The organism is Streptomyces sp. NPDC045846 (assembly GCF_056431605.1).
On the sequence record NZ_JBWKKJ010000008.1, the window covers coordinates 229,065 to 250,766 of the forward strand.

Genomic DNA, 21,702 nt, shown 5'->3' on the forward strand with positions numbered 1-21,702 from the left:
CGCCGGGGAATCCGGTGGGGGCCGTCGCGTGTGCGCCGACTGGGAGCATGACTCGGCGCCCATCCGCCCTGCGGGCGAGGCGAGTTGGCCGGAGGACGTGCGCCGGGCCGGGCCTGTGGACAACGGCGTGACCCTCGCGGGGGACATGACGGGCGCGGGATATCCACAGGGGTGGCGGGGTGCGGGGGGTGTCCGCTTGCATGGACCCACAGGGAGAAGCGGACGGCGCACCGAAGCGCCGCCAGGCAACCGCACGCTGCGGAAACGCAGCTCGGACGAACACGCGCGATGCGCGATGCACGAGTACGAGCACGGAGCGCGAGCACGAAGCACGAGCACGAAGCACGAAGCACGAAGCGCGATGCACGAGCGCGAGCACGAAGCACGAGTACGAAGCGCGAGCACGATGCGCGCAGCACACGCCAGACGCAGGCACGCGGCGCACCAACTGATGGGGCGTCGCCGGGGAGGGGAGACATCTTGACCACAGACGCGGCCGCGGCCGCCCCGGCACGGAGCGGACCCCGGCAAGTCGTGGCGGGCCCGCGAGGCCTTCCCTTCCTGGGCAACCTGCCCCGGTTCGGCAAGGACCCGCTCTCCTTCTTCGAACAGCTAAGGAACCGGGGCGACTTGGTGCACTGGCGGTTCGGCCGCGAGACCTCCCTGTTCGTCGCCGACCCCGAGTGCATCGGCGAACTCCTCGCAGGGATCGAGCACACCTTTGACCAGCCCGACCTCGGAGTCTCCTTCCGCACCCTGCTCGGCAACGGAGTCGTGGTCGCCAAGGGCAAGGACTGGCGGCGCAAGAGGTCCCTCGTCCAGCCTTCCGTCCGGCCCAAGCAAGTCCGGTCGTACGCGGCGACCATGGCCGCATGCGCGGTGGACCTCGCCGACAGCTGGACCGACGGCCAACGGATCGACGTGAAGCGGGAGATGTCCGCCCTCACCCAGCGGATAGCCGTGCGCACGATCTTCGGCGTCGACACCGCGGCCGACGCCGACGCCATCGGGCGGGCCATGGACGTCGCGCAGCACGAGATAGGGGTGGAGTTCAGCGGGATCGGCACGCTGCTGCCGGACTGGCTGCCGACGCCGGGCCGGGCCCGCATCAAGAAGGCGACCGCCGTCATCGACGCCGAGGTCGGCCGGGTCGTCGCCCGCCACCGCGACGGCGACGCCGACCGTCCCGACCTGCTCAGCCGACTGCTCGCCGCCCAGGACGAGACCGGCACCCGTCTCTCGGACCGTGAGATACGCGACGAGACCGTGACCCTCTACATCGGCGGCCACGAAACCACGAGCAGCACCCTCGTCTGGGCCTGGCACCTCCTGGCCCGCAACCCGCGAGTCCGCACAGAGCTGCGCGCCGAACTCGACCGCGTACTGGGCGACCGCGAACCCGGCTACGACGACTACGCCCGACTCACCTACACCCAGGCCGTGGTGAAGGAGACGCTACGGCTGTATCCGACCATCTGGCTGCTCACCGGGGTCGCGAAGGAAGGCGCGACCCTCGGCGGCCGGCAGATACCGCCCGGCACCCGGATCTGGACCAGCCAGTGGGCCACCCACCGCGACGCGCGCTGGTTCCGCGACCCGGAGGAGTTCCGCCCCGAGCGCTGGACGGAAGGCGCCGAGGAGATACCCGAACACGCCTGGTTCCCCTTCGGCGGCGGCCCGCGAGCCTGCCTGGGCATGCGCTTCGCCCTGGTCGAGGCGGTACTGATCCTGGCGGTCCTCTCCCACCGCTTCGACCTGGACGTGGACCCGCGCGAGCTCACCCCGGTACCCGGTCTGACCCTCCAGGCCGAGGGGGAGGTCATGGCCTCTGTACGGGGGAGGGGGGTGGGTGGAGGCGAGTAGGGGAGGGGGCCCTGGAGTGCTCCCGAACGCAGCCCCCAGCCCTCTCAGGGGCGTGTGCGACGATCTGGGGCATGAGTGCCACGACGGGGCGAAGGGTCGGGCGGCCGCGGGCCGTGCAGCGGCCGGACAGCGGGCTGGCCGCGCGGGATGAACTGCTGTGCGCGGCTGCCGAGTTGTTCACGCTGCACGGGTACGCGGCGACCACCACCCGGGCCGTGGCGGACCGGGTGGGGCTGCGGCAGTCCACGATGTACCACTACTTCTCCGGCAAGGAGGATCTGCTGGCCGAACTCCTGGAGTCGACGGTCACCCCCTCCCTTGAGCTGGCGCGGCGCCTCCTCGACGACGCCTCGCGCGATGCCGAGGACCGGCTGCGCGAGCTGTGCCGATCGGACGTCCAGCTGCTGTGCGGCGGCCCGTACAACCTGGGCGCGCTCTATCTGCTCCCCGAGGTGCGGGCCGAGCGCTTCGCGGTGTTCCACCGCAATCGTGCCGAGCTGAAGGCGGCGTACGGCGAGCTGCTGGCCGGGACGCGGGCGGGCGCGGGGCTGGACTCGGATGCGCTGGCGCTGCGTACGGATCTCGTCTTCGGCCTGATCGAGGGCGTCATCCTGATCCACCGCTCGGCGCCGGGGCGCGAGGTCTCCGTCTTCGCCGAGGCCACGGCCGACGCGGCGCTGCGTATTGCCGGCGCACCCTGACCCCCCTCCGCCCCCGGCCCGACGGTAGGCCCGCTCAGTCGCCGGTTCCGGGCGCGGGATCCACGGGGCGCCGACCCCGCCCCGCCCTGGAACGCCCATCGGCCCCCGGCCTGGCCGACCCCAACTCCCTTGCCAGTGCGGTCAGTTCGGCGAGTCGCAGGACCCGGCCGCCGGAACCCGGTATGGGGACGTGCAAGGGGGCTGTCCAGCGGGGCGGGACGGACGGGAGGCCGTAGTGGGCGCCGGCCAGGCCGCCGGTCACCGCCGCCACGGTGTCGGTGTCGCCGCCCAGGTCGATCGCGGCGCCGAGTGCCCGCTCGAACGAGTCCGTCGTGCGCAGTGCCCAGAGGGCCGAGCCGAGGCAGGGCCAGACCGCGCCGTTGAACTCCGTTGCCATGTCCGGGTGCCAGTCGGGTGCCAGGACCGCCGACCAGCGGGTGCGGTGGTCGGGGTGGACGGCGGCGAGCGCCTGGGGAACGGCGGTCAGCGGATTGGTGCCGTCCAGCGCGGCCCGGATCAGGTCGTGATAGATCGCCGTGCCTTCCCAGGCGGCCCGGTCCCCGTGGGTGAGCGCGGCGATGCGGCGGGCGGCGGCCATCGTCGCCTCCCGCCCGGCGCCCGCGAAGTACACGGCGGACGTGGTGGCCCGACGCGTTCCGGGGGCGGCCGCCGGGTAGGCGGGCGGCCCGCATCGGCCGCGATCCCGGTCGCCTCCGCTGTCCATCGACCGGCCGTCCGTTCGCCTGCGGTCGGGACTCGCGATACATCGCGGATGCGCTTGACGCGTTACTGCACTCGCGATATGTTCGGCTACGAGTATTCGGAAGCGAGGTGATGGTGATGGCAGGTGGGCGGCGCAAGCTTCGCAACCCCCTGGCGCTGGCCGTGATGGTGCTGCTCGCCGAGCGGTCGTCGATGCATCCGTACGAGATCGCTCAGACTCTGCGCCAGCGTGGCAAGGAGTACAGCATCAAGATCAATTACGGTTCGCTCTACACCGTCGTCCAGAACCTCGAAAAGCACGGCTTCGTCGAGGTCGCCGACGTCCAGCGGCAGGGCAACCGCCCCGAGCGCACCCTCTACGCCCTCACCCCTGCGGGCCGTGAGGAGATGCTCGACTGGATGGCGGACATCGTTTCCGTGCCGGTGCACGAGTTCCCGGTCTTCGAGACGGCGCTCTCCCTCATGGGAGTGCTCCCGCCCGACGAGGTCACCGCGCTGCTAGAGCAGCGGGTCAATACGCTGGAGGTGCGGGCCGCCGGGCTCCGAGGGGCCCTGCGGAAGCTGTGCGAGACGCTGCCCCGCGTCTTCCTGGTGGAGAGCGAGTACCAACTCCACATGATCGATGCCGAGGTGGAGTGGGTGCGCGGCTTCCTCAAGGAGATGGCCGACGGCACGCTCAGCGGCGTCGAGGGCTGGCGCACCTGGCACGCCACCGGCGAAGTCCCGCAGGAGTGGCGCGCGTTGAAGGAACAGGACCACTCGCGCGGTCGCCCCGGAGCCACTCCCTAGGGCGGACCGCACAGAAAAAAAACCAACCCCGGCACGAGCTGTTGCAGCAGCCCGCACCGGGGTCGCGACCCCGGACCCGACCCGCACGGAGCAGGCCAGGCGATCGAAGGTGCGGCACGCCAAGGATAGCCCGGCGCTCCCCACGCGGATCGGTCCGTCATACCGACCACCCCGCTCACCACAGGAGAGCCCCGTCATGAGCACCCGGGCGCCCGCAGTAGAGGCGCACAACCTGATCAAGACGTACCCCGGTGACGTCACCGCCCTCAACGGCATGGCCGTCACCGTCGAAGCCGGTACGGTCTTCGGGCTGCTCGGCCCCAACGGCGCCGGCAAGTCCACCACCGTCAAGATCCTCACCACCCTCGCCCGCCCCGACAGCGGCACCGCGACCGTCGCCGGGCACGATGTGCTGCGCAACCCCGACCGGGTCCGCCGCGCGATCGGGGTGGTGGCGCAGAAGTCCGGCGCCGACCCCGTCGCCACCGGCCGGGAGAACCTCCAGTTGCAGGGCCGTCTCTACGGTCTGACGGGCGCGGCGCTCAACCGGCGCGTCGACGAACTGCTCGACCGGTTCGACCTCGCCGACGCCGCCAAGCGCATCGTCAAGGGCTACTCGGGCGGCATGCAGCGCCGCCTCGACGTGGCGCTCGGCCTGGTGCACCGGCCCGAGGTGCTGTTCCTCGACGAGCCGACCACCGGGCTCGACCCCGAGGCCCGCACCGCGATGTGGGAGGAGATCTCGCGGCTCGCCGGTGACGAGGGGCTGACCATCGTCCTCACCACCCACTACCTCGAGGAGGCCGACCGGCTCGCCGAGCGGATCGCGATCGTGGACCGCGGCCGCGTCGTCGTCGAGGGCACCCCCGACGAACTCAAGGGCGAACTGCGCGGTGACGCCGTCCACGTGGAACTGCGCGAGGCCGTCACCGAACGCTCCCTGCTGCGCGACGCGCTCTCCGGCCTGCCCGGCGTGCACGAGGTACTGCTCGACGGCCGCCGGGTCAGCGCCCGCGCCGACGACGGAGCCGCCGCCGTGCCCGTGCTGCTCGCCGCACTGGAGCGGGCCGGAGCCTCCGTCGCCGCCGAGACCGTGGCCCGCCCCTCCCTCGACGACGTCTACCTCCGGCACGCCGGACGCCGATACTCGGAGGCCGAAGCGGAAGCCGGCGCCCCCGCCCTCGCCACCGCCGGAGGTTCCCGATGAGCACCCCGACCGCCGCCCCCGCACCCCTGCGCTCCAACGCCCTCGCCCAGACCTGGTACATGACCCAGCGTCAGCTGATGGCGATCTTCCGGCAGCCCGCCTATCTCCTGATCACCCTGGTCCAGCCGGTGATCTGGCTGTTCCTCTTCGGCAACCTCTTCAAGAAGGTCGTTGAGCTCGGCGGCTTCGGGACCACCTCCTACCTCGACTACCTGGTCCCCGGCATCGTGGTGATGAGCGCACTCGGCTCCAGCATGTGGGCGGGCATGGGCACCCTGGAGGAGATCGAGCGCGGCACGCTCAACCGCTTCCTCACCACGCCCGTCAGCCGCGGCGCCCTGATGAACGCCAACGTCGTGCAGAACGGCATCAGCATCACCGTCCAGACGGTGATCATCCTGCTGCTCGGCAAGCTCGGCGGGGCCCATTACCCGGGCGGCTTCGGCGGCCTGGTCATCCTCGCCGTCGCCGCGATCCTGCTCGGCACGGTCTTCGGCGCCTTCTCCAACGCGCTCGGCATGCTGGTGCGCCAGCGTGAGTCGATCATCGGCATCAACACCTTCCTGCTGCTGCCGCTGACCTTCCTGTCCTCGGCCTTCATGGCCCCCTCCCAGATGCCCGCATGGATGCGGCACATCGCGGACTTCAACCCGCTCAACTGGGCCATGGTGGCTGGGCGTTCAGCCATGTCGGCCGACCCGGACTGGGGCCTCGTCCTCGGCCGGGGCGGCGCGCTCCTCGCCCTCGCGATCGTCGCCGTCTGGCTGTCGACCCGCACCTTCCGCTCGTACCAGAAGTCGGTCTAGGCGTACGTCCCGCTCGTGGCCGGATCGTCGGGTCGAGGGTCAGGGAAAACCCCCGGCGGGGCAACCGTCGGGGGTTTTGGGGGAGTTGGGGCGGGGGAGGGCGTGGCTCAGGCGGTCGGGGCCTCCTGCTCGCGCTCCACCTGCTCGTTCCAGTCCCGCTTCATCGCGCGCCAGCCGTCGTCGTCCTGGCCGAGGCGCCAGTAGCCCGAAATGGAGAGCCGCTCGCGCGGCACGTTCCGCTCGACCCGCAGCAGTCGGCGCAGTTCCTTCACGAAGCCCGCCTCGCCGTGCACGAAGGCGTGCACGTCACCCGCGGGGAACTCCAAGTCCTTGACGGCGTCCACCAGTTGGGAGCCCACCGCGGCCCCGCCCCGGTGCAGCCACGTCACCGTGACGCCGTCCGGGGCGTCGATCTTCTGCTCGTCCTCGGGGCCGGCCACCTCGACGAAGGCGTGCACCACGGCGCCCTCCGGCATGCGCTCCAGGGCCGCCGCGATCGCGGGCAGCGCGCTCTCGTCGCCGGCGAGCAGGTGCCAGTCGGCCGCCGGGTCCGGGGCATACCCGCCGCCGGGGCCGAGGAAGCGCACCGTCTCGCCCACCTGGACCCGCGCGGCCCACGGGCCCGCGAGGCCCTCGTCGCCGTGGACCACGAAGTCGACGGTCAGCTCGCCGAGCGCCTCGTCCCAGTCGCGCACCGTGTAGGCACGCGTGCTCGGCCACTGCTCGCGCGGGAACTCGGCACGGATCCGCTCCATGTCGAAGGGCTCCGGGTAGGTCACGCCCTCGGCCGGGAACAGCACCTTGATGTAGTGGTCGGTGTGCTCACCGGCCCCGAATCCGGCCAGCGACCCGCCGCCGAGCACGAGGCGCACCATGTGTGGGGTGAGGCGCTCGGTGCGCACCACCCGCGCCTCGTTGACCTTCGGTGCCTTGCGAGACGGGCGTTCTGCCACGGTGTGCTCCCCTGGTACAACCTGAGCCATTATTAGTTAGGATTACCTAAGTTAGCACCTGGGGCCGGTGAGGGGCACCTCAATTGCGGAGGGTGGAGAGCAGCCGCCCCGTCGCCCCGGCGAGGCCCCACTGGGCCACGAGCTCTTCGAGGGTGGCCGGATCGAGCGGCTCGACCGGAAGCGTCGGGTCGAACTTCGGCAGGTCCACGTCCATCGCGACCCGCACCACCTTCGGCGCGACGTCCAGGTAGTCGGCCGCCTCCAGGATTCCCCGGCGCTTGGCCGGGGTCAGCTTCGAGAAGCGGTCGGCGGCGGCCGCGCGCACCCCCGCCAGGTCCCCGTATTCGTTGATCAGCTGGGCCGCCGTCTTCTCGCCGATGCCCTTCACGCCCGGCAGCCCGTCGCTGGTGTCGCCGCGCAGGGCCGCGAAGTCGGCGTACTGGTCGGGCCGCACCCCGTACTTCGCGCGGATCATCGCGTCGTCGACCAGGTCGCAGTCGCCCACGCCCTTGCGCGGGTAGAGCACCCGCACCCCGCGCGCGTCGTCGACCAGCTGGAACAGGTCGCGGTCGCCCGTGACGATGTCGACCGGGCCGGACGCGCGGCCGGACAGCGTGCCGATGACGTCGTCCGCCTCGTAGCCCGCGACGCCGACGCGCGCGATGCCCAGCGCGTCCAGGACGTCGTCGATCACCGGCACCTGCGGGGCCAGCGTGTCCGGGGTCTCCTCCTCGTCGGGCTGCCCGGCCGGGGTCTCCTCGGCCACCCGGTGCGCCTTGTAGGAGGGGATCAGGTCGACCCGCCACTGCGGCCGCCAGTCCGCGTCCATGCAGGCCACGAGGTCGTCGGGGCGGTGGTCGTGGACCAGGCGGGAGATGAAGTCGAGCAGGCCGCGCACGGCGTTGACCGGCGTGCCGTCCGGAGCCCTGACCGTGTCGGGCACCCCGAAGTAGGCGCGGTAGTAGAGGGACGAGGTGTCGAGGAGCATCAGGCGTCGCGTCACACCCCGATGATGCCGCACCCCACTGACACCCACCTCGCGCCAGAAGCCCGCCGGAGCCCGGCGTCGGAGCGGGCGGCGCTCGTGAACAAGTGAACTGGATCACGGTTGTGTTTGCTCCCGCGCAAGGGGGGCAGGCGCGACGCCGGAGCGGACCCAAGTATGGATTTCAACCATTTCTCGGGCTGCGGGCCGAATCCGCGCCGCTCCACGGCCCGCCCGCGGGGGATGCGGGCCGTTCTCAGTTCGACCCGTGAGGTGTATGTGTCCAGGCTGCAAGCCGAGCAGCTCTACAAGGTGTTCGGCAGACGACCCGAGGAAGCCGTTCGCAGGCTCGAAGGCGGCGCCGACCGCGACGAGCTGCGGGCGGACGGGACGACCGCGGCGGTGATCGACGCCTCGTTCACGGTGGACCCCGGCCAGATCTTCGTCGTGATGGGCCTCTCCGGGTCCGGCAAGTCGACCCTGCTGCGCATGCTCAACGGACTCCTGGAGCCCACCGCGGGCCGCGTCCTCTTCGACGGCCAGGACCTGACCAGCCTGCCCGCCCGCGAGCTGCGTACGGTCCGCTCCACCAAGATCAGCATGGTGTTCCAGCACTTCGCGCTGTTCCCGCACCGCAGCGTCCTGGAGAACGCGGCGTACGGCCTCGAGGTCCAGGGCGTCCCGCGGGCCGAGCGCCACGAGCGGGCCGCCGAGGCCCTGGAGCTGACCGGCCTGGGCGGCTGGGGCGACTCCTGGCCCGACGAGCTCTCCGGCGGCATGCAGCAGCGCGTGGGCCTCGCCCGCGCCCTGGCCACGGACGCCGACCTGCTCCTGATGGACGAGTCGTTCAGCGCGCTCGACCCGCTGATCCGGCGCGACATGCAGGACCAGCTCCTGGAGCTCCAGAAGCGCCTCAAGAAGACCATCGTCTTCATCACGCACGACCTCAACGAGGCCATGCGGCTCGGCGACAACATCGCCGTGATGCGCGACGGCCGGATCGTCCAGCTCGGCACCGCCGAGGACATCCTGCTCACCCCGGCCAACGACTACGTGGCGTCCTTCATCCAGGACGTCGACCGCTCCCGGGTGCTCACCGCGCTGTCCGTCATGACCACCCCGCACCGCCCCGACGCGGGCGCGTGCGACTGCGAGACCGTGCTGCCCGAGACCCCCGTCGCCGACGTGTGCACGGTGGCCGCCCGGGTCCCGCACCCGGTCGCCGTCAAGGACACCGACGGCGCGGTGCTCGGCGTCGTGCCGCAGGAGCGGCTCATAGCCTTCCTGGGGGACGACAAGCAGGGCCCGGTCGTCTGCTCGATGGAGGAGGTGGCCGCGCATGCCTAGGCTCCACCTCGGCGACTGGGTCGACAGCGCCGTCAACTTCCTCCAGAGCCACCTCTCCTGGCTCTTCGACGCCGTCACCCATGTCGTCAACGGCATGTACGACGGCATCAACACGGTGCTCGACGCACCGCAGCCGCTGCTCTTCGCGGGCATCCTCGCCGTGGTCGCCTGGTGGCTGCGCGGGCTCTTCGCGGGCGTCCTCGCCTTCGCCGGGTTCGCCCTCATCGAGTCGATCCAGCTCTGGGACGACACGATGTCGACGCTCTCGCTCGTGCTCGTCGCGGCGATCGTGACGCTGGTCGTCGCGATCCCGCTCGGCATCTGGGCCGCCCGCTCCAAGACGGTCAGCGCGGTCCTGCGGCCCGTCCTCGACTTCATGCAGACCATGCCGGCGATGGTCTACCTCATCCCCGGCATCATCTTCTTCGGCGTCGGCGTGGTCCCCGGCATCATCGCGACCATCGTCTTCTCGCTGCCGCCGGGCGTCCGCATGACGGAACTCGGCATCCGCCAGGTCGACGGCGAACTCGTCGAGGCGGCCGAGGCGTTCGGCACCACGCCCCGCAACACCCTGCTGCGGGTGCAGCTGCCGCTCGCGCTGCCCACCATCATGGCGGGCATCAACCAGGTCATCATGCTCAGCCTCTCCATGGTCGTCATCGCGGGCATGGCCGGAGGCGGCGGCCTCGGCGGCGCCGTGTACCGCGCGATCGGCAACGTGGACATCGGCCTCGGCTTCGAGGCGGGCATCTCCATCGTGGTCCTCGCCATGTACCTGGACCGCATGACCGGCGCGCTCAGCCGCCAGGTCTCCCCGCTCGGCCGGCGCGCGCTCGCCAAGGCGAAGGCCGCCACCGGCGGTCTGCGGATCTGGAACTACCGGCCGCAGCCCGCCGTCGCCCTCGTCGGCGTGGTCGTCCTCGCCCTCGTCGCGGGCGGCACCAGCATGTTCGGCACCTCCGGCGAGGCCTCCGCCACCGGCGCCGAGGACGTGGGCAAGGGCAAGAAGATCTCGCTCGGCTACATCCCGTGGGACGAGGGCGTCGCCTCCACCTTCCTGTGGAAGGAACTCCTGGAGCGCCGCGGCTTCACCGTCGACGCCCGCCAGTACGAGGCCGGCGCGCTCTACACCGGCATGGCCGGCGGCCAGATCGACTTCGAGACCGACTCCTGGCTGCCCACCACCCACGCCCAGTACTGGGCCAAGTACAAGGACAAGCTGGAGGACATGGGCTCCTGGTACGGGCCCACCTCCCTGGAGCTCTCGGTGCCGTCCTACGTCAAGGACGTCAACACCCTGGACGACCTCAAGGGCAAGGGCGCCGAGTTCCAGAACCGCATCGTCGGCATCGAGCCCAGCGCCGGTGAGACCGGAATCCTGAAGGAGAAGATCCTCAAGGAGTACGGCCTGGACGGCGAGTACAAGGTCGTCGACGGCTCCACGCCCGGCATGCTGGCCGAGCTGAAGCGGGCGTACGCCAAGAAGGAGCCCATCGTGGTTCCGCTCTGGTCGCCGCACTGGGCGTACAACACCTACGACCTGAAGAAGCTCAAGGACCCCAAGGGCGTCTGGGGCAAGGGCGACGGTGTGCACACCCTGGCGCGCAAGGGCTTCGCCTCCGACAACGCCCAGGTCGGCGCGTGGCTGAAGAACTTCCATATGGACGAGAAGCAGCTCACCAGTCTTGAGGCCAAGATCCAGTCCACCGGCAAGGGCAAGGAGCAGGACGCCGTGCGCGCCTGGCTGAAGGAGAACCCGGGCCTGGCCGACAAGTGGACTCCGGTCGCGTCGTAGCCACTCCCGCGGGACACCCCCTCCCGCCTCCCCGTTCCGCAGCCGCGGCCGGTTCTCCGGCCGCGGCTGCGGAACGTCGTGATCCGGCCTGATCCCGCGCCCGACCGTTGGCGATCTTGGCGGGACGGTCCCCTCCGGGCCCGAAGCTGCGTAGGGTGACGTGAACGCAACCGGTGCGACCGCGGACCGAGTGACTGGGAGGGAGCCCGGGAGATGGACGACAAGGAAACTCTTCGGGTCGGGGTGGCGGTACGGCGCCTGCGCCGCAGTCTCGGCCTCACCCTCGCCGTGGTCGCCGAGCGCAGCGGCCTGTCGGTGCCGTTCCTCAGCCAGGTCGAGAACGAGCGCGCCCGCCCCAGCGCCCGCTCGCTCCAGCGGGTGGCGGACGCCCTGAACACCACGGTCGGCGAGCTGTACGACGCGGCCGACTGCGGCCGCACCGTCGACGTCGTCCGCTCCGCGCCCGAGGGAGAGGTCCCCGGGGTGCGCCCGCTGCTGCGCGGCCACCACCAGCTGCACGCCATGGAGTTCACCGGCGAGCAGGACACCGGGCGCGAATTCCAGCACCGCAACGACGAGTTGATGTACGTGGCCGACGGGGCGGCCGAGGTCGAGGCCGAGGGCCGCGCCTACCGCCTGGAGCGGGGCGACACGCTGTGCCTGTCCGGCGGGGTGCGTCACCGCTGGCGGGCGGCGCTGCCCGGCACCCGCATCCTGGTCGTCGCGGTCGCCGACCACATCGAGGCCATCGAGGAGACCCGCCACTGATGAGGGTGGTCTCCCTCGTCCCGTCGCTGACGGAGGCGGTCGCGGTCAGTGCCCCCGGGCTCCTGGTGGGCGCGACCGACTGGTGCACCCATCCGGCCGGGCTCGACGCCGCCCGTGTGGGCGGCACCAAGAACCCGGACGTCGAGCGGATCGTCGCGCTCGCCCCGGACCTGGTGGTCGCCAACGAGGAGGAGAACCGGGCCGCGGACCTGGCGGCCCTGCGCGCCGCCGGACTCGACGTCCTGGTCACCGAGGTCCGCTCGCTGCCGCAGGCCTTCACCGAGCTGGAGCGGGTCCTGGTCGACGGCTGCGGTCTGGCCCGGCCCGACTGGCTGGACGCGGCCGAGCGGGCCTGGGCCGGGGTGCGCCCGGGGCGCGGGCGGACGGCCGTCGTGCCGGTCTGGCGGCGCCCCTGGATGGTGCTCGGCCGGGACACCTTCGCCGGCGACCTGCTGGCCCGGCTCGGCGTGCACCACCTCTACGCCGACCACGCCGAGCGCTACCCCCGCGTCGGGATCGACGAGCTGAACGCGGCGGGCGCCGACCTGGTGGTGCTGCCCGACGAGCCCTACCGCTTCACGCCCGACGACGGCCCCGAGGCCTTCCCCGCGCTGCCCGCCGCCCTCGTCGACGGCCGCCACCTCACCTGGTACGGCCCGTCACTGGTCCGAGCGCCGGCCGTACTCGGCGCGGCGCTCGGGACCAGCCTCTGACGCGGGCTACTTCTTCCCCGGGGCCGCGAGCAGCCTGCCGGTGACGAGGCCCCGTACGGTGTGGAACCCGGCCGCCAGCCAGGCCGCCACCAGCAGGGCGTACAGGGCGACCGACAGCCAGTCGAAGGCGTGCAGAGCGGTGTGGCGGGCGAGGCCCTCGGCGCCGGTGACGCAGGTGCCGACGGGGAAGGTGAAGGCCCACCAGGTCATCGCGAAGCCCATGCCGCGCCGGGCCGCGCGCACGGCCATGGCGACCGCGAGCGCCAGCCACATCAGGGCGAAGCCCATCACCGGCACCCCGTACAGCACGGCGAAGGCGCTCATGCCGTGCGCGTAGGGGGCGCCGATCGCGCCGGGGGCGACATCGGCCAGCTTGTTCACGGCGGTGGTGGACTGGCCGAGCGGGCCGAGCACCAGGAACAGGGTGGGGGTCAGAAGGAGGGGCAGCGCGCCCTGGTGGATCAGGCGCGAGAACACCACGGGCAGGATGACCAGGGTGGCGAGCAGGCTCATGCCGAACATCGCGTACGAACCGAGGAGCAGCGCCTCGCGGGCCTGCCCGGCGGGCAGGTGGGGGACGAGCAGCGGGCCCAGGGTCGCCGAGACCATGGGGGCGACCACGGGCAGCAGCCAGACCGGCGACGCGCTGCCGGGGGCCACCTCGTGCCGCACCACCATCAGGTACGGGACGGACACCGCGGCGACGAGCCCGATCAGGGTGCCCACGCCGTAGAGCACCCAGGCCAGCGGCACCGCCGCGGACTCGCCGATCAGGTCGGCGCCGACGGAGAGGGAGCCGATGCCGACGGCCAGGAACGCCATCGACAGGCAGCCGTAGAACGGCGCCACGGCCGGGTCGAGCAGATGCGCCCGGGCCTGGTCGCGGTGGTGCAGCCAGTGTCCGGCGCGGGCCACGAGCAGGACGGCGAGCAGGGCGAGCGACAGTGCCCAGACGACGGGGAGGCCGGGGACGTGGAACGGCAGGCCCGCGCCCGCGTTGGCGATGATCGCGGTGCCCATGACCGCGGCGTACCAGTTCGGCCCGAGGTGGCGCAGCGCGGGGCGGCGGCGCAGCGCGACGGCAGGGGGTTGACTGGGTTGGGTGCGGGAGCGCGGTTGCGCGGCGGTGGCCATGAGTCCAGGTTCGTCCCGGTGCCGGGCCCCCACCAGGCCCGCCGGGGCTATGGGGCCATAAGCTGGGTTTATGAGCTCGCACGGTCCCGAGGACACGCCCCCACTCGCCCACCGGGTCCCGGACCTCGGGGCGATGGAGCTGCTGCTCGCCGTCGCCCGGCACGGCAGCCTCGGGCGGGCGGCCCGTGACCTCGGCATCACCCAGCCCGCCGCGAGCAGCCGCGTCCGCTCGATGGAGCGCCTGCTCGGCGTCACCCTCGTGGACCGCTCGCCGCGCGGCTCCAGCCTCACCGCCGAGGGCGTCCTGGTGACGGACTGGGCGCGCCGGGTCGTGGAGGCCGCCGAGGCGTTCGACGCGGGCGCGCAGGCGCTGCGGGGCCGCCGGGACTCACGCCTGCGGGTCGCCGCGAGCATGACCATCGCCGAGTACCTGCTGCCCGGCTGGCTGATCGCGCTGCGCGCCGAACGCCCCGGCACCGCCGTGTCGCTCAGCGCCGGGAACTCGGCCGCGGTCGCCGAGCGGCTGCTCTCGGACGAGGCCGACCTCGGGTTCGTCGAGGGGCTCGGGGTGCCCACGGGCCTGGACTCGGCGGTCATCGGCCACGACCGGCTCGTCGTGGTGACGGCCCCCGCGCACCCCTGGGCCCGCAGGCACCGGCCGCTGCCGCCCGCCGAACTGGCCGCGACCCCGCTGATCCTGCGCGAACAGGGCTCGGGCACCCGCCAGGTCCTGGACGCGGCCCTCGCCGCCCACGGCGGGCTCGCCCGGCCCCTGATCGAGCTCGCCTCCACCACCGCGGTGAAGGCGGCCGTCCTCAGCGGGGCCGGGCCCTCGGTGCTCAGCGAACTCGCGCTCGGCGAGGAACTGGCGGCCCGGCGCCTGGTGCAGATCCCGGTCGAGGGCGTGCGGCTGCGGCGCGATCTGCGCGCGGTGTGGCGCCGGGGCCCGCTGCCCGCCGGGCCCGCCCGCGATCTGCTGTCGCTGACCCGGCCCACCTGACAAGCCGTCAGGCGGGCACCAGACGGCGGCCGTTGGCGGCCTCGCGGGCACGCTCCAGGCGCTGCTCGATGGTGTGCCGCACCACGGGCCACTCCTCGTCGAGCACCGAGTAGAACGCCGTGCCCCGCACGAGCCCGTCCAGGCCCCGGGTGTGGACCCGGCGCACCCCCTCGCAGACCGCCCCGAGCCGCTCGATCGCGGCCCGCGAGCGGGCGTTGCGGGCGTCGGCGCGCAGCGAGATGCGGCGCACCCGCCAGACGTCGAAGGCGTGCTGGAACATCAGGAGCTTGGCCTCGGTGTTGATGCCGGTGCCCTGGGCGTGCGCGGAGAGCCAGGTGCCCCCGATCTCGGCCGCGTCCGGGATCGCGTCGGCGCCGCCGGAGAGCGGGCCGCGGGGCGCGGGCGGCCACACCACGGGACCGTCCCAGTAGTCGAGTTCGCAGAACCGGGTCGAGCCGACCACCAGGCCGTCCGCGGCCCGTACGGTCGCGAACGCCAGGCTGCGCCCGGCCTCCTGGTCGGCCAGTGCGCTCTGGACGTAGAGATGCGCCGCTTCGAGTCCGTGCGGCACGGGCGTGAAGGCGTACGAGGTCCGGTCGGCGGCCGCCGCGGCGGCCAGGGCCGGGGCGTGGGACGCGGCGAGCGGTTCGAGCCGTACGGAACGGCCCGACAGGATGACGGGTGCGGGCACGGGGCCTTCAGGTCCTTCGGGGCGCGATGGAGCCTCCCCACCGGTGGGCGGGGAGAGCGGGGACACGGAGGAACACATGGTCAGGATGTGTCCGTGAAATGGCCAGGGAAGGAACGAGTGCGCGAAGAGGAACGAGCGGCCAGGTGAAGGCGAGGAGTCTCGGGGAATCCGCCTTGTGAGGGGCGGCGAGAGGAAGATACCCGGATGATCGGCGAATCGTCACCCCCTCGGAAGGGTGAGGGCTCCCGGGCGTGTCGTACGGCCCCGGCCCGCACCGGGTGCGAGGCCGTCACGACGGCGTTGAGCTGGGCCTTCAGCGCACGGCCGCGGCTCGCACCAGCCCCTCGGTCACCCGGGTGTCACGGCCCGTCTCCGGATGCCACTGGACGCCCAGGACCCAGCCGGATCCGGGCAGTTCGGCCGCCTCGACGGTGCCGTCCTCGGCATGGGCCGAGGCCACGAGACCCGTGCCGAGCCGGTCCACGCACTGGTGGTGGTAGGTGGGCACGTCCGCGGCCTCGGGGGCCAGGGAGGCGTAGAGCGTGCCCGGCACCGGCTTGACGGTGTGGCTGCCGAACACGCCCCGCCCGCCCGTGTGCCCCTCCAGGTGCTGGACCAGGGTGCCGCCGAGCGCGACGTTCAGGAGCTGGAGCCCGCGGCAGATGCCGAGCAGCGGGGTGCCGGAGGCGAGCGCCGCGTCGATCAGGGCGAGTTCCCAGGCGTCCCGCTCGCGGGCGGGGGGCCCGGTACGGGGCGACGGCTCGGCCCCGTACCGGACCGGCTCCACATCGGCCCCGCCCGCGATGACCAGGCCGTCCAGGCGCGCCACCACCGCGGCCGCGGCCGCCGGGTCGTCGTCCGGCGGCAGCATCGCGGCGAGCCCGCCGGACGCCCGCACCAGCCGGGGGTACCCGGCGGGCAGCAGGGCCGCGGGCAGGTCCCACACGCCCCACCTGGCGGGTTCCAGATATGTACTGATGCCGATGAGCGGCTTGGACACGGCGGCGGTCTCCGTTCGTTGAGCGGGTCGGTCCCGGGTGCGTCGTCGGCCGGATCAGTCCCGGGAGAGTTCGGCCTCGGCCGCGGCCAGGGCGGCGAACTCCTCCTCGGGCGCGTGGGCGACCAGACGGTGGCGACTGTAGAAGGCGAAGTAGGCGAGCGCGATCGCGTAGACGCCGAGCGCGATGAACGCCGCGTCCTTGTCCACCAGGAACGTCGCGACCAGCGCGAACAGGGCGAGCACGAAGGCGACCGACGAGGTCAGGACCCCGCCGGGGGTGCGGTAGGGCCGCTCCAGGCCCGGTTCGCGGCGGCGCAGGACCAGGTGCGAGAGCGCCATGAGGGCGTAGGAGATGGTGGCGCCGAACACCGCGACGTTCAGCATCCGGCCGCCGTTGCCGCTCCAGGCGGCCAGCGTGAAGCCGAGCGCGCCGGGGATCAGCAGGCCGAGGTAGGGCGACTTGCGGCGGCTGGTCAGGGACAGGAAGCGGGGCAGGTAACCGGCCCTGGACAGCGCGAAGAGCTGGCGCGAACCCGCGAAGATCAGCGAGAAGAAGGACGCCACCAGGCCCGCGAGCCCCGCGTAGTTGACGAAGCGGCTCAGCGCGGTCGGGCCGCCGTCGCCCTGGAGCGCCACGACCAGCGGGTTGCCCGCGTCCTTGATCGCGGCGGAGCCGTGTGCCCCGGTCGCGGCGGCGAAGGTGACCACGGCGAGCAGCACGAGGATCGACAGGGAGATCGCGAGCGCGCGCGGCATGGACCGCACCGGGTCCTTGGCCTCCTCGGCCGCCAGCGGCACCCCTTCGACACCGAGGAAGAACCACATGCCGAACGGGAACGCGGCCCAGATGCCGAGCACCCCGAACGGCAGCCAGGAATTGGCGCCGAGCGCCGAGGTGTCCACCGGGATGTCGTTGAGGCGGGACGCGTCGAAGCCGGTGAAGGCGCCGACGGCGAAGACCAGCAGGGCGGCGACCGCGATGGCCGTGACCACGAGGCTGAAGCGCAGGGCCTCGCCGACGCCCCACAGATGGATCCCGATGAAGATCGCGAAGCAGGCGAGGTAGACGGGCCAGCCGGAGGTGAGCCCGAACAGGCCGAGCGATTCGACGTAGTCGCCGATGAACAGCGAGATCGCGGCGGGCGCCAGGATGTACTCGATGAGGATCGCGGTGCCGGTCAGGAACCCGCCCCAGGTGCCGAGCGCCCGGCGCGCGAAGCCGTAACCGCCGCCCGCCGTGGGCAGGATGGCAGAGAGCTCGGCCAGCGAGAACACGAGACAGGCGTACATGACGCCCATCAGGACGGTGGCGACGGCCAGGCCGCCGAACCCGCCCTTGGACAGGCCGATGTTCCAGCCGGAGAAGTCGCCCGACACCACGTAGGCGACGCCGAGCCCGGTGAGCAGCAGCCAGCCGGCGCTGCCGCGCCGCAGGGTGCGCCGGTGCAGGTAGTCGTCCTGGGCGGACGCGGGTGGTGCGGTGCGCAGGTCGGTGTCGGTGCCCTCGGCCATGAGCCGCTCCAGGTGATCGTCAAGGGAGATCAGGTCAATGGTTCGGCTGCATACCTTTGCTGGAGGGCAGGGGGGAGCGCAAGGGGTGTACGTAAAACCGCGGTTACGGAAATCGGCGGTGAACGCGGGCCGGGCGGGGCTCAGGTCAGGAAGCCGCGCAGCAGCGCCGCGGTGCCCCCGCAGTGCTCGCGCATCACCTCGCGCGCCCCGTCCGCGTCGCCGTCGAGCACCGCCTCAACGAGCGCGGTGTGCTGGTGCTGGGAGTGCTCCAGGTTGCGGACCAGGAGCGGGATGCAGTCCAGCAGGTCGTTGACGGTGGCCCGCACCGCCGCGTACTGGGCGGTGAGCGTCGGCGAGCCGGACAGTTCGGCCAGCGTGAGGTGGAGCAGGGTGTCCTGGCGGCGGTAGTCGGTGAGCTCGGCGTCGTGCGTCGCGGTGAGCGCGGCCCGCAGCCGGCCGGCACCCTCCTCGGTCAGCCCGTGCGCCGCGCACAGCCCCGCCGCGCCGACCTCCAGGACCTCGCGGAAGCGCAGGATGTCCTCCACGTCGACCGAGGCGACGCGCCGGCGCAGCTCGTCCTCGCCGCCCTCGGCGGCCCGGGGCAGCACGAAGGTGCCGCCGTAGCGGCCGCGCCGGCTCTCCACCAGGCCCTGGTCCTGGAGCACCTTGAGGACCTCGCGCAGGGTGACCCGGCTGATCCCCATCCGTTCGGCCAACTCCCGCTCGGAGGGCAGCCGTTCGCCGGGCGGAACCAGGCCCAGGCGCAGCAGCTGGAGAATCTGCTCCAGTGCTTCCTCGAAGCCGTTCCCGGCCCGTACGGTCCGCAGTACCGGGACGAGCGTGTCCGGCGTCCGGCCCTCCGCGCGGTCCGCCGAGTCGATCTTCTTCGCCACGTCGCGGATTCCCCTTCCCAATCAATGGTCTTACCCCATACCTTATGGCTCTCGGCTGACCCAAGGAGGAGCTTCCCGTGGCAGACCGCACACCCCCGCTCTCGATCGAGGAGCTGCGCGCCCTCGTCGCGGGCGGTGAGATCGACACTGTCGTCCTCGCCTTCCCCGATATGCAAGGGCGGTTGCAGGGCAAGCGCTTCGCGGCCGGGTTCTTCCTCGACGAGGTCCTGGCGCACGGCACCGAAGGCTGCAACTACCTGCTCGCCGTCGACACCGAGATGAACACCGTCGACGGCTACGCGATGTCGTCCTGGGAGCGCGGCTACGGCGACTTCGCCATGCACGCCGACCCCGCGACGCTGCGCCGCGTCCCGTGGAACGAGGGCACCGCGATGCTCATCGCCGACCTCGGCTGGAGTGACGGCTCGCCCGTGGTCGCGGCCCCCCGCCAGATCCTGCGCCGCCAGCTGGAGCGCCTGGCCGAGCTCGGCTACACCGCGCAGGTCGGCACCGAACTCGAGTTCATCGTGTTCCGGGACAGCTACGAGCAGGCCTGGGACGCCGGATACCAGGGCCTGACCCCGGCCAACCAGTACAACATCGACTACTCGGTGCTCGGCACCGGCCGCATCGAGCCGCTCCTGCGCCGCATCCGCAACGAGATGCAGGCGGCCGGTCTGACGGTCGAGTCGGCCAAGGGCGAGTGCAACCCCGGCCAGCACGAGATCGTCTTCCGCTACGACGAGGCCCTGGTCACCTGCGACCAGCACGCCATCTACAAGACGGGCGCCAAGGAGATCGCGGCCCAGGAGGGCGTCTCGCTCACCTTCATGGCCAAGTACGACCAGCGCGAAGGCAATTCCTGTCACATCCACCTCTCGCTCACCGACGAGGACGGCCGCAACGTGATGGCGGGCGACGGGCCCGACCCCATGTCGCCCGTGATGCGCCACTTCCTGGCCGGACAGCTCGCCGCGCTGCGCGACTTCTCCCTCCTCTACGCGCCGAACATCAACTCCTACAAGCGCTTCCAGCCGGGCTCCTTCGCGCCCACCGCCGTCGCCTGGGGCCACGACAACCGCACCTGCGCGCTCCGCGTGGTCGGCCACGGCGCCGCGACCCGCTTCGAGAACCGCCTGCCGGGCGGCGACGTCAACCCGCACCTGGCCGTCGCCGGGCTCGTCGCGGCCGGCCTGTACGGCATCGAGAACGAGCTCGAACTCCCCGAGCCCTGCACCTCCAACGCCTACGTCGGCGACTACGCGCACGTGCCCACCACCCTGCGCGAGGCCGCCGAACTGTGGGAGAACAGCCCCATCGCCAAGGCCGCCTTCGGGGACGAGGTCGTGGCGCACTACCGCAACATGGCGCGGGTCGAACTCGACGCGTTCGACGCCGCGGTGACCGACTGGGAGCTCCGCCGCTCCTTCGAACGCCTGTGAGGAACGACTTGTCCACTGCGTACGAGCTTCAGGTGCTCAACCCGGCCACCGAGGAAGTGATCGCGACCGTCCGGGGCGCCACCGCCGCCGACGTCGACGCGGCCGTCGTCCGGGCCCGCGCGGCCCAGCGCGGCTGGGCCGCGGCCGCCCCCGCCGACCGGGCCCGCCTGCTTCGCCGGTTCGCGGCCGTCGTCGACGAGCACGTCGAGGAACTGGCCCGCACCGAGGTCCGCGAGGCCGGGCACACCATCGGCAACGCCCGCTGGGAGGCGGGCAACGTGCGCGACCTGCTCGACTACGCGGCCGGGGGAGTGGAGCGCCTGAATGGGCGTCAGATCCCGGTCGCGGGCGGCCTCGACATCACGCTGCTCGAACCGCTCGGCGTCATCGGCGTCATCGCCCCCTGGAACTTCCCGATGCCGATCGCCGCCTGGGGCACCGCCCCCGCGCTCGCGGCGGGCAACGCGGTGATCCTCAAGCCCGCGGAGACCACCCCGCTCACCGCGCTGCGGCTGGCCGAACTCGCCCTGGAGGCAGGGCTTCCCGAGGGCCTCTTCCAGGTGCTCCCGGGCGCGGGCGGCGTCGCGGGCGACGCGCTGGTCGAGCACCCCGGCGTCGCGAAGATCGTCTTCACCGGATCGACCCGCGTCGGCAAGCAGATCATGGCCAAGTGCGCCGACCGCGTGAAGCGGGTCACCCTGGAACTCGGCGGCAAGAGCCCCAACATCGTCTTCGCCGACGCCGACATCGAGGCCGCCGCGCTGAGCACCCCGATGTCCTTCCTCGACAACTCCGGCCAGGACTGCTGCGCCCGCACCCGCATTCTGGTCCAGCGCACCGCCTACGACCGCTTCATGGAACTGCTCGGCCCCGCGCTCCAGGAGGTCGTCGTCGGCGACCCGGCCGACGACAAGACCCAGATGGGCCCGCTGATCTCGCGCGTCCAGCTGGAGCGCGTCCGGTCGTACGTCGCCGACGACGCGCCGGGCATCCGGGGCAGCGCCCCCGAGGGCCCCGGCTTCTGGTTCCCGCCGACCGTCCTGACCGGCCTGGACGCGGACGCGCCCGCCGCCGTCGAGGAGATCTTCGGGCCGGTCGCCGTGGTGCTGCCCTTCGAGGACGAGGCGGACGCGGTACGGCTCGCCAACGCCACCGAGTACGGCCTGTCCGGCTCGATCTGGACCCGTGACGTGGGACGCGCGCTGCGCGCGTCGCGCGCGGTGGCGGCGGGCAACCTGTCGGTCAACTCCCATTCCAGCGTGCGCTATTCGACCCCGTTCGGCGGCTACCGGCAGTCCGGCCTCGGCCGTGAACTCGGCCCCGATGCCCTCACCGCTTTCACCGAAACCAAGAACGTCTTCATCAGCACGGAGGCCTGAG

At 72.3% G+C, this 21,702-nt stretch carries 19 protein-coding genes and 1 pseudogene; 12 read left to right on the forward strand and 8 right to left on the reverse strand.

Annotated elements, in window-relative coordinates:
* The first annotated feature begins 480 nt into the window (after window positions 1-480).
* Window positions 481-1,863: a cytochrome P450 gene (locus tag AC07F3_RS23660; protein WP_479116449.1), complete on the forward strand. Its 1,383-nt coding sequence runs from the start codon at window positions 481-483 to the stop codon at window positions 1,861-1,863.
* Window positions 1,864-1,934: 71 nt separating this feature from the next.
* Window positions 1,935-2,564, forward strand: a complete 630-nt coding sequence (locus tag AC07F3_RS23665; RefSeq protein ID WP_479116450.1) for a TetR/AcrR family transcriptional regulator — start codon at window positions 1,935-1,937, stop codon at window positions 2,562-2,564.
* A gap of 34 nt (window positions 2,565-2,598) precedes the next feature.
* Here AC07F3_RS23665 and AC07F3_RS23670 read toward each other — a convergent pair.
* A pseudogene (locus AC07F3_RS23670) lies at window positions 2,599-3,213 on the reverse strand (ADP-ribosylglycohydrolase family protein); the annotation flags it as partial.
* 191 nt (window positions 3,214-3,404) lie between these two features.
* Here AC07F3_RS23670 and AC07F3_RS23675 point away from each other — a divergent pair.
* The 3 genes from AC07F3_RS23675 to AC07F3_RS23685 all read left to right on the forward strand — a co-directional run bounded on the left by AC07F3_RS23675 (window position 3,405) and on the right by AC07F3_RS23685 (window position 6,089).
* Entirely contained in the window at window positions 3,405-4,076 is a 672-nt protein-coding gene (locus AC07F3_RS23675) for a PadR family transcriptional regulator (RefSeq protein ID WP_479116451.1), read from the forward strand.
* A gap of 196 nt (window positions 4,077-4,272) precedes the next feature.
* A complete protein-coding gene (locus tag AC07F3_RS23680) occupies window positions 4,273-5,283 on the forward strand; it encodes an ATP-binding cassette domain-containing protein (RefSeq protein WP_479116452.1) in 1,011 nt (336 codons plus the stop codon).
* Window positions 5,280-6,089 (forward strand): ABC transporter permease, encoded by an 810-nt coding sequence (locus tag AC07F3_RS23685; protein ID WP_479116453.1) that lies wholly within the window; start codon window positions 5,280-5,282, stop codon window positions 6,087-6,089. The genes AC07F3_RS23680 and AC07F3_RS23685 overlap by 4 nt, the downstream gene beginning before the upstream one ends.
* Window positions 6,090-6,196: 107 nt before the next feature.
* Here AC07F3_RS23685 and AC07F3_RS23690 read toward each other — a convergent pair whose 3' ends face one another.
* Together AC07F3_RS23690 and AC07F3_RS23695 are read right to left on the reverse strand one after the other, a co-directional pair.
* A complete protein-coding gene (locus AC07F3_RS23690) occupies window positions 6,197-7,042 on the reverse strand; it encodes a siderophore-interacting protein (RefSeq protein WP_479116454.1) in 846 nt (281 codons plus the stop codon).
* A gap of 79 nt (window positions 7,043-7,121) precedes the next feature.
* Window positions 7,122-8,030, reverse strand: coding sequence for a 5'-3' exonuclease (locus AC07F3_RS23695; RefSeq protein WP_479116650.1), 909 nt, complete (start codon window positions 8,028-8,030; stop codon window positions 7,122-7,124).
* 240 nt (window positions 8,031-8,270) lie between these two features.
* Between AC07F3_RS23695 and AC07F3_RS23700 the strand changes: the two genes are divergently transcribed.
* The 4 genes from AC07F3_RS23700 to AC07F3_RS23715 all read left to right on the forward strand — a co-directional run bounded on the left by AC07F3_RS23700 (window position 8,271) and on the right by AC07F3_RS23715 (window position 12,650).
* The gene (locus AC07F3_RS23700; protein ID WP_479116651.1) at window positions 8,271-9,374 is read left to right on the forward strand and encodes a quaternary amine ABC transporter ATP-binding protein; all 1,104 of its coding nucleotides are present in this window, start codon (window positions 8,271-8,273) and stop codon (window positions 9,372-9,374) included.
* Window positions 9,367-11,169, forward strand: a complete 1,803-nt coding sequence (locus tag AC07F3_RS23705; protein WP_479116455.1) for an ABC transporter permease/substrate binding protein — start codon at window positions 9,367-9,369, stop codon at window positions 11,167-11,169. Before AC07F3_RS23700 ends, AC07F3_RS23705 begins: the two co-directional genes overlap by 8 nt.
* 213 nt (window positions 11,170-11,382) lie before the next feature.
* Window positions 11,383-11,937, forward strand: a complete 555-nt coding sequence (locus AC07F3_RS23710) for a helix-turn-helix domain-containing protein (protein ID WP_114037937.1) — start codon at window positions 11,383-11,385, stop codon at window positions 11,935-11,937.
* Window positions 11,937-12,650: a helical backbone metal receptor gene (locus tag AC07F3_RS23715; protein ID WP_479116456.1), complete on the forward strand. Its 714-nt coding sequence runs from the start codon at window positions 11,937-11,939 to the stop codon at window positions 12,648-12,650. Before AC07F3_RS23710 ends, AC07F3_RS23715 begins: the two co-directional genes overlap by 1 nt.
* A gap of 6 nt (window positions 12,651-12,656) precedes the next feature.
* On the opposite strand, the gene AC07F3_RS23720 is transcribed toward AC07F3_RS23715, so the two are convergent.
* Entirely contained in the window at window positions 12,657-13,784 is a 1,128-nt protein-coding gene (locus tag AC07F3_RS23720; RefSeq protein ID WP_479116457.1) for a TDT family transporter, read from the reverse strand.
* Window positions 13,785-13,854: 70 nt separating this feature from the next.
* On the opposite strand from AC07F3_RS23720, the gene AC07F3_RS23725 reads away from it, so the two are divergent.
* Window positions 13,855-14,784 (forward strand): LysR family transcriptional regulator, encoded by a 930-nt coding sequence (locus tag AC07F3_RS23725; RefSeq protein WP_479116458.1) that lies wholly within the window; start codon window positions 13,855-13,857, stop codon window positions 14,782-14,784.
* Window positions 14,785-14,791: 7 nt separating this feature from the next.
* Here the strand turns inward: AC07F3_RS23725 and AC07F3_RS23730 are convergent, their stop codons facing one another.
* The 4 genes from AC07F3_RS23730 to AC07F3_RS23745 all read right to left on the reverse strand — a co-directional run bounded on the left by AC07F3_RS23730 (window position 14,792) and on the right by AC07F3_RS23745 (window position 18,880).
* A complete protein-coding gene (locus AC07F3_RS23730; protein WP_479116459.1) occupies window positions 14,792-15,475 on the reverse strand; it encodes a GNAT family N-acetyltransferase in 684 nt (227 codons plus the stop codon).
* A gap of 313 nt (window positions 15,476-15,788) precedes the next feature.
* On the reverse strand, window positions 15,789-16,475 hold the full coding sequence (locus tag AC07F3_RS23735) for a gamma-glutamyl-gamma-aminobutyrate hydrolase family protein (RefSeq protein ID WP_479116460.1): 687 nt from the start codon (window positions 16,473-16,475) through the stop codon (window positions 15,789-15,791).
* Between the two features lie 54 nt (window positions 16,476-16,529).
* Window positions 16,530-17,987, reverse strand: a complete 1,458-nt coding sequence (gene eat / locus AC07F3_RS23740) for an ethanolamine permease (protein WP_479116461.1) — start codon at window positions 17,985-17,987, stop codon at window positions 16,530-16,532.
* 140 nt (window positions 17,988-18,127) lie between these two features.
* On the reverse strand, window positions 18,128-18,880 hold the full coding sequence (locus tag AC07F3_RS23745; RefSeq protein WP_479116462.1) for a FadR/GntR family transcriptional regulator: 753 nt from the start codon (window positions 18,878-18,880) through the stop codon (window positions 18,128-18,130).
* A gap of 77 nt (window positions 18,881-18,957) precedes the next feature.
* On the opposite strand from AC07F3_RS23745, the gene AC07F3_RS23750 reads away from it, so the two are divergent.
* Window positions 18,958-20,322, forward strand: coding sequence for a glutamine synthetase family protein (locus AC07F3_RS23750; RefSeq protein ID WP_479116463.1), 1,365 nt, complete (start codon window positions 18,958-18,960; stop codon window positions 20,320-20,322).
* Window positions 20,323-20,330: 8 nt separating this feature from the next.
* Entirely contained in the window at window positions 20,331-21,701 is a 1,371-nt protein-coding gene (locus AC07F3_RS23755; RefSeq protein ID WP_479116464.1) for an aldehyde dehydrogenase family protein, read from the forward strand.
* Window position 21,702: the final 1 nt, after the last annotated feature.

What these genes read in the sequence shown, in the direction of transcription:
- AC07F3_RS23700 (WP_479116651.1), top strand. Translation starts at nt 8,271, where the DNA reads ATGCGGGCCGTTCTCAGTTCGACCCGTGAGGTGTATGTGTCCAGGCTG.
- AC07F3_RS23685 (WP_479116453.1), top strand. Translation starts at nt 5,280, where the DNA reads ATGAGCACCCCGACCGCCGCCCCCGCACCCCTGCGCTCCAACGCCCTC.
- AC07F3_RS23715 (WP_479116456.1), top strand. Translation starts at nt 11,937, where the DNA reads ATGAGGGTGGTCTCCCTCGTCCCGTCGCTGACGGAGGCGGTCGCGGTC.
- AC07F3_RS23680 (WP_479116452.1), top strand. Translation starts at nt 4,273, where the DNA reads ATGAGCACCCGGGCGCCCGCAGTAGAGGCGCACAACCTGATCAAGACG.
- AC07F3_RS23705 (WP_479116455.1), top strand. Translation starts at nt 9,367, where the DNA reads ATGCCTAGGCTCCACCTCGGCGACTGGGTCGACAGCGCCGTCAACTTC.
- AC07F3_RS23665 (WP_479116450.1), top strand. Translation starts at nt 1,935, where the DNA reads ATGAGTGCCACGACGGGGCGAAGGGTCGGGCGGCCGCGGGCCGTGCAG.
- AC07F3_RS23720 (WP_479116457.1), bottom strand. Translation starts at nt 13,784, where the DNA reads ATGGCCACCGCCGCGCAACCGCGCTCCCGCACCCAACCCAGTCAACCC.
- AC07F3_RS23710 (WP_114037937.1), top strand. Translation starts at nt 11,383, where the DNA reads ATGGACGACAAGGAAACTCTTCGGGTCGGGGTGGCGGTACGGCGCCTG.
- AC07F3_RS23675 (WP_479116451.1), top strand. Translation starts at nt 3,405, where the DNA reads ATGGCAGGTGGGCGGCGCAAGCTTCGCAACCCCCTGGCGCTGGCCGTG.
- AC07F3_RS23725 (WP_479116458.1), top strand. Translation starts at nt 13,855, where the DNA reads ATGAGCTCGCACGGTCCCGAGGACACGCCCCCACTCGCCCACCGGGTC.
- AC07F3_RS23695 (WP_479116650.1), bottom strand. Translation starts at nt 8,030, where the DNA reads ATGCTCCTCGACACCTCGTCCCTCTACTACCGCGCCTACTTCGGGGTG.
- eat (WP_479116461.1), bottom strand. Translation starts at nt 17,987, where the DNA reads ATGGCCGAGGGCACCGACACCGACCTGCGCACCGCACCACCCGCGTCC.